Source organism: Enterococcus ureasiticus (genome assembly GCF_001730285.1).
GTDB classification, from domain to species: domain Bacteria; phylum Bacillota; class Bacilli; order Lactobacillales; family Enterococcaceae; genus Enterococcus_L; species Enterococcus_L ureasiticus.
This window is the reverse complement of record NZ_MIJZ01000014.1, coordinates 100,510-112,475: the sequence shown is the minus strand read 5'-3', so window position 1 is coordinate 112,475 and position 11,966 is coordinate 100,510. Positions and strand designations below refer to the sequence as shown.

Below are 11,966 nucleotides of genomic sequence, written 5' to 3'. Positions count from 1 at the left end.
ATGAAGGAGCTGGAAAAAAATGAAGAAATTTTCAATCGTAATTGCAGGTGGGGGAAGTACATTTACTCCCGGAATCGTTTTAATGTTATTGGATAACTTAGAAAAATTTCCTATCAGACAAATCAAATTTTATGACAATAATCCAGAAAGACAAAAACAAATTGCGGATGCTTGCGAGATCATCATCAAAGAACAAGCACCAGAAATTGAATTTTTAGCAACCACAGATCCTAAGACAGCCTTTACCGATGTTAACTTTGTGATGGCTCATATTCGTGTCGGTCTATATGCTATGCGGGAAAAAGACGAGAAGATCCCTTTAAAATATGGGGTAATCGGACAGGAAACATGTGGACCAGGAGGTATTGCTTATGGGATGCGCTCGATTGGAGGCGTGCTAGAATTGATCGATTATATGGAAAAATACTCACCTGATGCGTGGATGCTGAACTACTCAAATCCGGCAGCTATCGTGGCTGAGGCTACTCGAAAATTACGTCCCAATACAAAAATTATCAATATTTGTGATATGCCAGTCGGTATCGAAGAAAGAATGGCGAAAGCAGTTGGTTTAAGTTCTAGAAAAGAAATGGTGGTTCGGTATTATGGCTTGAATCACTTCGGCTGGTGGACGGATATCAGAGATAAAGAAGGCAATGATCTGATGCCGAAAATCAAAGAGCATGTGAAGGAATATGGTTATTCACTGAAAGAAGAAATCGAGGAATCTCAACATACAGATGCTAGCTGGATGCATACGTTTGCCAAAGCCAAAGAAGTATTTGCAGTTGATCCCACTACCTTACCGAATACGTATTTGAAATATTATTTCTACCCGCAAGATGAAGTAGCACATGCGAATCCAGAATATACAAGAGCAAATGAAGTAATGGCTGGACGTGAGAAACATGTTTTTGGTGAATGTAATCGAATTACCCAAGCTGGAACGGCTAAAGGAACAACTCTGGAAGTTGATGAACACGCATCATATATTGTAGATCTAGCAAGAGCAATTGCCTATAACACTCATGAAAGAATGTTGTTGATCATTGAAAATCAAGGAGCTGTTGTTAATTTCGATGAAACCGCGATGGTTGAGGTTCCCTGTATTGTTGGAAGTAATGGGCCAGAGCCAATCGTTCAAGGAAAAATCCCTCGCTTTCAAAAGGGCTTGATGGAGCAACAAGTAGCAGTCGAAAAATTAGTTGTCGAGGCATGGGCAGAAGGCTCTTACCAAAAATTATGGCAAGCACTAATGTTGTCTAGAATTGTACCAAATGCTCGAGTTGCCCAAGAGATTTTAGATGATCTAGTGGAAGCGAATAAAGAATTTTGGCCTAAATTGTCATAGTCCTGTTTCAAGGTAGTTTTCCTTAGTAAATTCCCTTAGTATCGTTTTGTTTTTTCATCCTTTATACTAAGGGAAGAACACTAAGGGGAAGAGGGATCAGTTATGAATTTAGAAACATTGATGCAAAAACACCAAAAACAATTAAGTGAAATGGATTGGGCTATTTTAGGCTATATTTTAGAAAATGAACAAGATATTATGCGTCTAAGCATTGTTGAATTAGGTGAAAAGGTTCATAGTTCCAAATCATCGATTTTACGTTTGGCAAAAAAGTTGGGTTTTTCTGGCTATTCAGAGTTTAAGTATTTTATGCGGCAGTCTAAGCAAAATAATATTGGTACGACAGGGACAGATTTAATCGAGTTACAAACAAAAGACATTGAAAATACAGTCAAATTGGCGCAACAAACGGATTTCACTGCATTGAATAAAGCAATTCAAAAAGCCAATACCGTTTATTGTTACGCGACAGGTTACTCACAAAGAAAAGTGATCGAAGAATTTTCCAAGATGTTGATGATTTGCGATAAACGTTCTATTATAATCCCAGTTAAAACAGAACTTGATATCAGCATGTCAATGATCACTAAAGAAGATATCGTTTTATTTGTCTCTTTAAGTGGCGAAACGGATGAGATCAAGGAAAATATTTTATCCTTGAATGCTCGAAAGATCCCAGTGGTTGCGCTCACTACTTTCTCCCATAATTTTTTTGCAGAACATGCGCAATATGCCTATTTTTATTATTCAACACCATTTACGGTTTCTGGGAAAGAGCATATAGCCCAGTCTTTGGTAGGGTTAAGTGTATTGATGGACTTGGTTTATCGAAAATATGTTACTTATTTAAATAAAGAATTTGAGGAGGGGATTTGATGACTTTATTGTTGCATCCAACTAAAATAAAGCGGGTATTATTTGGTTATTGGCTGATGGTTCCTCTGTTGTTTGGTGTATATATTTTGACTTTGGCAACAGTTAAACAAGTTTCAGTTGGGACTGTTTTTACGAGCATCCCTAGTTTGACCTTAACAAGTATTGTTGTTTTGTTACTGTTTTTTCAACTATTTGGTCTGTATATTATGAATAATTCAAGTGATTGTCGGCATTCTTTATTAGGGTTTTATTTAAAATTCAATATGGTTCAGCAATTATTGTCAGTTAACATCCCTGGATTCATTATATGTTTACTATTTTATCGAAGTTTATTAGATGCCAAAGAAGTAGTTGTATTGCCAAAACAAGTGCAATGGACGGTTTATGGTTTAATGGGGTTTGTCGGTTTACTAACTATTTTAATTCTTTGGGTTCGATCATCGTTATAATATTATGAAGAGTGTGGGCGCAAATAATCTGTTGTCTCACTCTTTTTTTGGACAAAAAGCAGTAAGTGTCTACACTTTTGTGAAACTCTGGACAAAAGTTTTCTGAAAAAGTCAATTTTAGTAGAAAAGTACTAAAAAGTCTGCTAAAATATAACTGTTGGTTAAGGATATCCTTAACAAATAAAGTTTTTTTAAAACTTAGGAGGAATTTTATTATGCCATTAGTATCAGGAACAGAATTTCTTAAAGCAGCTCGTAAAAACGGTTACGGTGTTGGCGGATTCAACACAAACAACCTAGAATGGACAAAAGCGATCCTTGCAGGTGCTGAAGCGAAACAAGCACCAGTATTGATCCAAACTTCTATGGGTGCTGCTAAATACATGGGCGGATACCAAGTATGTTATGACTTAGTGAAAGACTTGATCGATTCAATGGGTATTACTGTACCTGTAGCTCTTCACTTAGATCATGGTGAATATGAAGATGCATTAGAATGTATCGAAATTGGCTACACTTCAGTTATGTTTGATGGATCTCACTTACCATTCGAAGAAAACATCGAAAAAGCAAAAGACGTTGTTGCTAAAGCACACGCTAAAGGTGTTTCTGTAGAATGTGAAGTTGGTTCAATCGGCGGCGAAGAAGACGGAATCATTGGTTCTGGCGAATTAGCTGATGTTCAAGAATGTGTACAAATGGTTGCAACTGGTATTGATTACCTAGCTTGCGGAATCGGTAACATCCACGGTTCATATCCAGACAACTGGACTGGATTAGCATTTGACCACTTACAAGAAATCGCTGACGCTGTTGGTGACATTCCATTAGTATTGCACGGTGGGTCAGGTATTCCTTTAGAACAAGTTCAAAAAGCAATCTCAATGGGCGTTTCTAAAATCAACGTGAACACTGAGTGTCAAGAAGTATTTGCAGCTGCAACACGTAAATACATCGAAGAAGGCAAAGATCTTGAAGGTAAAGGTTTTGACCCTCGTAAATTATTAGCACCAGGAACAAAAGCTGTTACTGAATTAGTAGAACAACGCATCGAATGGTTCGGTTCTGCTAATAAAGCATAATTAATTTCTACAAGTAATTTAAACTGAAACAACAGGTTCGCTGTTGTTTCAGTTTTTTTTTTTAAAAGAATGTTAACCTATCGATTTTCGTTCAAAATGTTCAAAAACTAATTAGAAATCAAGTAATTGGAGAAAAATAACCAAATGCAAATGGCTGTTGGCTTTTTTATTGTTCCTTAATGTGTTAGAATAGTTTGGGTATATTACAAAAAAATAAAACTATTTGTTTTACTATAGATAGGTGAGAATATTAAATGAAAAAAATTGTAATCAATGGCAATCGTCCATTAACAGGAGAAGTATGTATCAGCGGTGCAAAAAACAGTGCAGTAGCATTGATTCCAGCGGCTATCTTAGCTGATTCACCAGTGACATTAGATGGTGTGCCTGATATTCAAGATGTTCATTCATTAATAGAAATTTTAGAAATTATGGGTGCTAAAACAACCTTTACTGACAATACACTAGTCATTGATCCAACAGAAATCGTTTCTGTTCCAATGCCTAAAGGTAAAATCAATAGTCTTCGTGCATCTTATTACTTTATGGGCTCATTACTTGGTAAATTTGGTGAAGGTGTTGTTGGACTTCCTGGTGGCTGTTATTTGGGCCCTCGTCCAATCGATCTTCATATCAAAGGATTTGAAGCGCTAGGCGCCGATGTAACAAATGAGCATGGTGCAATGTATTTAAGAACGAAAGACGGACTTCATGGAACTAGAATCTTTATGGATATGGTTTCGATTGGCGCTACGATCAACGTAATGTTAGCTGCTGTTAAAGCAGAAGGTAAAACAATTATCGAAAATGCGGCTCGTGAACCAGAAATTATTGATGTTGCAACGTTATTGAATAATATGGGTGCAAACATTCGAGGTGCTGGAACAGATATTATTAGAATCGAAGGCGTTGAAAAATTACATGGTTGCCGTCATTCGATCATTCCTGACCGAATTGAAGCTGGAACGTATTTAGCTTTAGCTGCAGCAATGGGTGAAGGGGTAAAAGTTCGTAATGTGATTTATGAACATCTAGAAAGTTTTATTGCCAAATTACAAGAAATGGGCGTAAAGATGACAATCGAAGAAGATATGATCGAAGTACATCCGTCTCATGATTTGAAAATGACTACAGTAAAAACCTATCCTTATCCAGGTTTTGCGACAGATTTGCAACAACCGATCACTCCTTTGATGTTAAAAGCTAAAGGGACAGGTGAGGTTATTGATAGTATCTATGCACAACGGACTAAGCATATCCCAGAGCTCGTGCGAATGGGTGCGGATGCTTCGATCGAAGGCAACATGATCATTATTAATGGTCCTACACAATTACATGGTGCAGAAGTTGTAGCTTCAGATCTTAGAGCCGGTGCTTGCTTAGTAATAGCGGGATTGATGGCGACTGGCACAACAACGATTTATAATGTGGAATACATTTTACGTGGCTATGACCACATCATTGAAAAATTAACTGCACTTGGTGCTGATATCCAAATGATTGAAACTGAAGAAGAAATCGAGGTGGCTAAATGAGTGACTATTTAACGATGGCGGAGCTTGAAAATAGTACATTAAAGGATATTTATTCTTATGCTAAAGAGTTCAAGATCCCTTATTATAGTCAAATGAATAAAAAAGAGTTATCTTTAGCTGTTATCAGAGCACAAGCTGAGAAACAAGGTTTTTTCTTCATGGAAGGAATTTTGGATATTGTTTCTCAGGACGGCTATGGTTTTTTGCGACCAATCAATTATGGACCTAGTGCAGAAGATATCTATATATCCTCTTCTCAAATTCGCCGATTTGGTTTACGAAATGGTGATAAAGTTGCTGGAAAAGCACGCCCTCCAAAAGAATCAGAACGTTATTATGGTTTAATGCATGTTGAAAGTGTCAATGGGAAAGATCCAGAAGAAGCAAAAGAACGTCCACATTTCCCAGCATTAACACCACTTTACCCCGACAAACAAATCAAATTAGAAACAACTTCAGGTAGATTGTCAACGCGAATGATCGATATTTTTTCTCCTGTTGGTTTTGGTCAGCGTGGTCTAATTGTGGCACCTCCTAAAGCTGGGAAGACAAGCGTATTAAAAGAAATTGCAAATGGTATCTCAGAAAATTATCCAGACGTAGAATTAATTTTACTATTGATCGATGAGCGACCAGAAGAGGTTACCGATTTAGAACGTAGCGTTAAAGGCGACGTTGTTTCTTCAACCTTTGATCAACAACCTCAAAACCATACACGTGTTTCTGAATTAGTCTTAGAGCGTGCGATGCGCTTAGTTGAAGATAAACGTGATGTCGTGATTTTGATGGATAGTATCACTCGTTTAGCACGTGCGTATAACTTGGTGATACCAGCAAGTGGACGTACGTTGAGCGGTGGGATCGATCCTGCGGCGTTCTACAAACCAAAACGTTTCTTTGGTGCAGCTAGAAATATTGAAGAAGGTGGGAGTTTAACGATTCTTGCTACAGCGTTAGTGGATACTGGAAGTCGAATGGACGACGTTATCTTTGAAGAATTCAAAGGAACAGGAAATATGGAGCTGCACTTGTCGCGTGATTTAGCCGATCGCCGTATTTTCCCTGCAATCGACATCAAAAAATCAGGTACGCGTAAAGAAGATTTGCTAATGTCATCTGAACAATTAGAAGAGACGTGGAAATTGCGCAATCATATGACTGGCGATTCTTTAGAATATACGGAGCAATTCGTTAAATTTTTACGTAAAACAAAAAACAATCAAAAATTCTTTGAAGATTTTCACGATGTTTCTTTTGGTAGACAAGCGAAAAAAAATATTAAAAGATAATTGCATCGATAAACGAATCATGCTATTATAGTACTGTTGTATATCGACAAATAAACTCTGATGCAGCAAATGGATCAGGGCAAAGGAGCGAAAAGACTATGAAACAAGATATCCATCCAGAATATCATCCAGTTATTTTTATGGACTCAACTACAGGCTTTAAATTTTTATCAGGTTCTACTAAGCACTCTGATGAAACAGCTGAGTGGGAAGACGGAAATACTTACCCAGTAATCCGTGTCGAAGTTACATCTGACTCTCATCCATTTTACACTGGACGTCAAAAATTCACACAAGCAGACGGACGTGTGGACCGTTTCAACAAAAAGTATGGTATCAAAGATACCAACGCCAATCCAGAAGCTTAATTCAAACAGCAATGTTTATAAGACCGAACTCATTTATGAGTTCGGTCTTATTTTTTGTCTAGATTGAAAATTGGGAAATTAAGAATTAAAGAAAAAGTAATTTTTGTTCTTCTCAAAGGCTTTTTGTTATGAATTACGTCTCTAATTTTGTACACTTTAATAAAGTATTGAGGAACTATTGAGGAGGAGTCGTTATGATATGGTATAAAATGACACCAGAACAAGTGCTAACAGCATTACATTCTGGTTCAAATGGGCTCGATAGAACGCAAAGAAAAGAGAAGCAAGAAGAAGGTAGTAACATTCTTTCAAAAGAAAAAGAAGTAAGTAAATTACAAAAGTTTTTTCATCATTTTCACGATTTATTGATTTATGTGCTGCTTGTATCGGCTGTATTAAAAGGCATCAGTGGTGATTTTATTGATATGGCAATTATATTGTTTGTGGTGATCATCAATGCAGTTATTGGTTATGTTCAAGAAGCAAAAGCGACAGATTCTTTGGAAAGTCTTTCATCAATGATGAGCTCAGATGCAGTCGTTTTAGTAGATGGTGAAAAAGAAACTGTTAAAGCTGAATCTTTAGTACCTGGAGATATTGTCTATTTAAATCCAGGAGATATTGTTCCAGCAGACCTTAGAGTGCTCGAAGCATACAATTTAGTAATCGATGAAGCCATTTTAACTGGTGAATCAACGCCTGTTGAGAAAAGTACGCTTACACTTGATGAAGAAGCGGATCTGGGCGATCATACAAATATGGCGTATTCTGGTACATTGGTCAATAGTGGCGCAGGTATTGGGATCGTTGTACAAATCGGGGATCAAACCGAGATTGGTAAGATCAATCAGCATTTGAAAAGTGTGGGAAGTAATGAAACACCTTTGATCAAAAAAATGAAACAATTAAATAAACAGATTTTTCTGTTTTTAATGGGCTTGATCATTTTTCTAGTTTTGTTTAGTTTGTTTTTCCGAGAATTATCGGCAAGTGAATTACTATCTTCTATGATTGCTTTAGCTGTTTCGGCTGTTCCAGAAGGATTGCCAGCTGTTTTGTCCATTATTTTGTCCGTCGGGGTAACACGAATGGCACGTCAGCATGCTATTATCAAGAAAATGCCAGCTGTTGAAACGTTGGGGAGTATGGGCGTGATTTGCTCGGATAAAACAGGAACTCTAACAAAAAATGAGATGGAAGTTGTAGCACTAGTCACGTCAAAAGAAACAATCGATACAACAACAAATGATGCAGAATCAGATTCTATTCGCCAAGTCGAAATAGATGAAAATTTAAGAAAAATGGCGGAAATTGCTTTGTATTGTAATGATACAAAAATCACATATAAAAATGGTGTACGAGAAGTGATCGGGAATCCTACAGAAGGTGCGTTACTTGATTGGGCAAATCATACAGCTCTTGTGGAAGAAGAACATGATATCAGCAAGATTCCTTTTGATTCATCTTATAAATACATGGCGACATTAGTCGAAATTCAAGATAAGCGTTATGTTTATTTAAAAGGAGCACCAGATGTTTTATTAAATATGGTTGAATATCAACTTTCAGATGAAAAATCGGAAAGGTTTAATGAACCTTATTGGCAACAAAAAATCAGCCAACAAGCAACTAAAGGTCAAAGGATTTTAGCTGCTGCATTTAAAGAAGTAACGAAAGAACAGACAACACTTGCGCATGAAGATTTGCAAAATGGGATGGTACTTGCAGGTTTATTTGGAATTATCGATCCGCCAAAAAAAGAAGCAATTGAAGCAGTTCGTATCAGTCGCAAAGCAGGTGTTTCAGTAAAAATGATTACTGGGGATCATAAGGATACTGCGGTAGCAATTGCCAAAGAAATTGGGCTTGAGAATTATGAAAATGCATTGGTAGGAAAAGATATTGAACAACTAAGTGATGATGAATTGGCGAAAGTGGTCTTAACAAATGATGTTTATGCTAGAACGACACCAGAGCATAAACTGCGCTTAGTTCATGCAATCCAAAAAAATGGGCAAATCGTCGGAATGACTGGGGATGGTGTCAATGATGCACCAGCTCTTAAACAAGCGGATATTGGTATTGCTATGGGAATCAAAGGAACTGAAGTGACTAAAGACGCAGCGGATATGGTTTTGGCAGATGATAATTTTGCGACTATCACCTTAGCGATCAAAGAAGGTAGACGAGTTTACGAAAACTTGAAAAAAACAATTTATTTTTCTTTACCAACGGCATTTGCACAAGGGTTATTAGTGGTAGTTTCCTTATTGTTAGATAGACCGTTACCTTTAACTTCTGTACAAATTTTGTGGCTGAATATGGTGACGACAATTACATTGTCATTTGCTTTAGGGTTTGAACCGTTAGCAAAAAATGGAATGGATAAACCACCTCGTAATCCTAAGGAAAATATTTTAGATCGATATGCTGTTTTCCGTATCGTCTATGTGTCACTCTTATTAGCAGCCTTAGGTTTTTTAGTTAATGGATTTTTAGAAGGGCGCAATGCTTCTGAAGCTGTTATGCAAACGACATTGATAACAACCATCGTGTTTGGTCAAGTTTTTTATATGATCAATTGTCGGGAAATTTATAAGTTTTCGATCAATAAAAGTATCCTCTCAAATAAAGTATTATGGTTATCTCTGCTCGTTTTAATTATTTTACAAGCATTGTTGATTTACACGCCAATCATGCATCTAGCACTAGGGACAGCAGCTATAGGTTGGCCATATATCAAATTAGCATTACTTTCAGGGCTTGTTGTATTTGTAGTCGTAGAACTTGAAAAACTAATTACTCGAAACCTGAAAAAAAATTAAAAAAATTATGGAGGTATTCTGTTTAGAAAAAACGGAATACCTCGTTTTTGTTAAGTGCAACTTGACAAAAAAATTGTAAATATAAACAAAAGTAGCCTAAATTGAAGTTTAGAGAAAAAAATGCTGCAAAAAATGATAAAATAGTGTTAGCTTATTCAATTGAACAATCGATTTCAAACGGAAGAGAGATGAAAGTATTGAAAATCAGTAATCAAAAATTTGGAGAAAATGCTATTTTGTATTCGCTTACGAACGACAATGGGTTGACAATGAATGTCACGAACCTAGGAGCTAGAATCGTTGATTTGATCGTGCCAGTTAACGGAGAAAAGCGGAATATTATATTGGGATTTGACACTGCAGAGGAATATCTGTCTAAAGACATGTATTTTGGCGCAACGATTGGTCGTGTTGCTGGAAGAATCAAAGATGGTTCATTTTCAATTGATAATCACAAGTACCAATTACCAGTATCTCCTGAAAATGGTCATACCCTGCATGGAGGGCCGGAAAGTTTTGAGGCAAAAATCTGGGAAGCGGAAATAGAAGAAAAAAGTAATCAAGTTTCTGTTATATTTTCTTATATGAGTCCTGATGGAGAACATGGTTTTCCAGGAGAATTAAAAGCTCGTGTAATCTACTCCTTAACAAACGCAAATGAATGGATTATTGACTATCAAGCTGAAACAGATCAACCAACGTTATATAACCCAACAAATCATGTTTATTTTAATTTGACAGGGGATGTCACACAATCAGTTGGTGAGCATGAATTATTTGTAGATGCTGACCGATTTGCAGTAGTCGACAGTGATACAACTGTTACAGGTGAATTACGCTCAGTTGATGAGACACCTTTTGATTTTAGAGAATCAAAGAGTATGAATCAAGTATTTGAGACACGTTATGAGCAAAATAACTTGGTCGATGGTTTGGATCATCCATTTATATTAAATCGTACGGGTTTTGATCAGCCCCAAGCAATTATTACTGCACCCAAAAAAGATCTTTCTGTTGAGATGTATACTGATCGACCGGCAGTGGTTATTTTCACAGCACAATTTGGAGAAATGGGTCCAGAGGTTCGAGGGGAGAAATTAGTCAATCATGGTGGACTAACATTAGAAACGCAAGTCAGTCCAGGAGCTGTTGAATTCGATGGATTTGGCGATATTATTTTATATCCAGAGACAATTTATCAAAGTCGAACAATTTACAAAATCAATTGATCAAAAATAATCATGCGGGAGTGGTATGAATGACGGAAAAATTATTAGGTAGCATTGAAGCTGGCGGTACAAAATTTGTGTGTGGCGTCGGAAATGACGAGTTAAAAATTATTGAAAGAGTTAGTTTTCCCACTACTACACCAGAAGAAACAATGGCTCTAGTGATTGGTTTTTTCAAAAAATACAACTTAAAAGCGATTGGCATTGGCTCTTTTGGACCAATTGATATCCATAAAGATTCACCAACTTATGGACATATTACCTCGACACCTAAATTAGCTTGGCAGGATTATGATTTTGTTGGGGCGATGAAAAAAGAATTTGATCTTCCTATCGCATTTACAACAGATGTAAATGCTGCAGCTTACGGAGAATATGTTTCTGGAAATGGCAAGGGTTCTTCCAGCTGTGTTTATTATACGATTGGCACAGGTGTTGGCGCTGGTGCTATCCAAGATGGTCATTTTGTTGAAGGGTTCAGTCATCCAGAAATGGGTCATATGATCGTAAAAAGACATTCAAATGACAAATTTAAAGGGAGTTGTCCATTTCATAGCGATTGCTTAGAAGGTATGGCAGCAGGTCCTGCGATTGAAAAAAGAGCTGGAAAAAAAGGGCAGGATCTATCAGAAGAAGATTTAATTTGGGATATCGAAGCATATTATATTGCACAAGCAGCTTATAATACCACGTTAATGCTTGCGCCAGATGTAATAATTTTTGGTGGGGGAGTAATGAAGCAACGCCACATGTTAGTTAAAGTCCATCGTGAATTTGAAAAGCTGATCAACGGTTACGTGAAAACACCACCATTAAAAGATTATCTTGTGACACCTAAGTTAGAGGATGATCCAGGAACGATTGGGTGTTTAGCATTAGCTAAAAAAGAACTGGAAAATTCATAAAAAAAGCAATCAGGATCGTTTCCAAGTCCTGATTGCTTTTTTATCGACTGATTTTTA

The 11,966-nt window shown here is 36.9% G+C and carries 10 protein-coding genes; all 10 read left to right on the top strand.

Annotation, left to right across the window (positions count from 1 at the left end; genetic code table 11):
- Positions 1–19 precede the first annotated feature (19 nt).
- The 10 genes from BCR21_RS11365 to scrK all read left to right on the top strand — a co-directional run bounded on the left by BCR21_RS11365 (position 20) and on the right by scrK (position 11,909).
- Positions 20–1,351: a 6-phospho-alpha-glucosidase gene (locus BCR21_RS11365; RefSeq protein WP_069646579.1), complete on the top strand. Its 1,332-nt coding sequence runs from the start codon at positions 20–22 to the stop codon at positions 1,349–1,351.
- A 102-nt stretch (positions 1,352–1,453) separates the two neighbouring features.
- Positions 1,454–2,227: a MurR/RpiR family transcriptional regulator gene (locus BCR21_RS11360; RefSeq protein WP_069646578.1), complete on the top strand. Its 774-nt coding sequence runs from the start codon at positions 1,454–1,456 to the stop codon at positions 2,225–2,227.
- The gene (locus BCR21_RS11355; protein ID WP_069646577.1) at positions 2,227–2,676 is read left to right on the top strand and encodes a hypothetical protein; all 450 of its coding nucleotides are present in this window, start codon (positions 2,227–2,229) and stop codon (positions 2,674–2,676) included. The genes BCR21_RS11360 and BCR21_RS11355 overlap by 1 nt, the downstream gene beginning before the upstream one ends.
- A 215-nt stretch (positions 2,677–2,891) precedes the next feature.
- Complete coding sequence (locus BCR21_RS11350; RefSeq protein WP_069646576.1) at positions 2,892–3,758, top strand: class II fructose-bisphosphate aldolase; 867 nt, start codon at positions 2,892–2,894, stop codon at positions 3,756–3,758.
- A gap of 254 nt (positions 3,759–4,012) precedes the next feature.
- A complete protein-coding gene (locus tag BCR21_RS11345; RefSeq protein WP_069646575.1) occupies positions 4,013–5,293 on the top strand; it encodes a UDP-N-acetylglucosamine 1-carboxyvinyltransferase in 1,281 nt (426 codons plus the stop codon).
- Complete coding sequence (gene rho, locus BCR21_RS11340) at positions 5,290–6,582, top strand: transcription termination factor Rho (RefSeq protein WP_069646574.1); 1,293 nt, start codon at positions 5,290–5,292, stop codon at positions 6,580–6,582. Before BCR21_RS11345 ends, rho begins: the two co-directional genes overlap by 4 nt.
- Before the next feature lie 98 nt (positions 6,583–6,680).
- The gene (locus tag BCR21_RS11335) at positions 6,681–6,950 is read left to right on the top strand and encodes a type B 50S ribosomal protein L31 (protein ID WP_069646573.1); all 270 of its coding nucleotides are present in this window, start codon (positions 6,681–6,683) and stop codon (positions 6,948–6,950) included.
- Positions 6,951–7,144: 194 nt separating this feature from the next.
- Positions 7,145–9,775 carry an HAD-IC family P-type ATPase gene (locus BCR21_RS11330; protein WP_069646572.1) on the top strand — a complete coding sequence of 877 codons (2,631 nt, stop codon included), beginning with the start codon at positions 7,145–7,147 and terminating at the stop codon, positions 9,773–9,775.
- A 188-nt stretch (positions 9,776–9,963) separates the two neighbouring features.
- The gene (locus tag BCR21_RS11325) at positions 9,964–11,004 is read left to right on the top strand and encodes an aldose epimerase family protein (RefSeq protein WP_069646819.1); all 1,041 of its coding nucleotides are present in this window, start codon (positions 9,964–9,966) and stop codon (positions 11,002–11,004) included.
- 29 nt (positions 11,005–11,033) lie between these two features.
- Positions 11,034–11,909, top strand: a complete 876-nt coding sequence (gene scrK / locus BCR21_RS11320) for a fructokinase ScrK (protein ID WP_069646571.1) — start codon at positions 11,034–11,036, stop codon at positions 11,907–11,909.
- Positions 11,910–11,966: the final 57 nt, after the last annotated feature.

Excerpts from the sequence above, each read along its gene's own strand:
- BCR21_RS11345 (WP_069646575.1), top strand. The coding sequence starts at position 4,013 with ATGAAAAAAATTGTAATCAATGGCAATCGTCCATTAACAGGAGAAGTA.
- BCR21_RS11325 (WP_069646819.1), top strand. The coding sequence starts at position 9,964 with ATGAAAGTATTGAAAATCAGTAATCAAAAATTTGGAGAAAATGCTATT.
- scrK (WP_069646571.1), top strand. The coding sequence starts at position 11,034 with ATGACGGAAAAATTATTAGGTAGCATTGAAGCTGGCGGTACAAAATTT.
- BCR21_RS11335 (WP_069646573.1), top strand. The coding sequence starts at position 6,681 with ATGAAACAAGATATCCATCCAGAATATCATCCAGTTATTTTTATGGAC.
- BCR21_RS11330 (WP_069646572.1), top strand. The coding sequence starts at position 7,145 with ATGATATGGTATAAAATGACACCAGAACAAGTGCTAACAGCATTACAT.
- BCR21_RS11355 (WP_069646577.1), top strand. The coding sequence starts at position 2,227 with ATGACTTTATTGTTGCATCCAACTAAAATAAAGCGGGTATTATTTGGT.
- BCR21_RS11365 (WP_069646579.1), top strand. The coding sequence starts at position 20 with ATGAAGAAATTTTCAATCGTAATTGCAGGTGGGGGAAGTACATTTACT.
- rho (WP_069646574.1), top strand. The coding sequence starts at position 5,290 with ATGAGTGACTATTTAACGATGGCGGAGCTTGAAAATAGTACATTAAAG.
- BCR21_RS11360 (WP_069646578.1), top strand. The coding sequence starts at position 1,454 with ATGAATTTAGAAACATTGATGCAAAAACACCAAAAACAATTAAGTGAA.
- BCR21_RS11350 (WP_069646576.1), top strand. The coding sequence starts at position 2,892 with ATGCCATTAGTATCAGGAACAGAATTTCTTAAAGCAGCTCGTAAAAAC.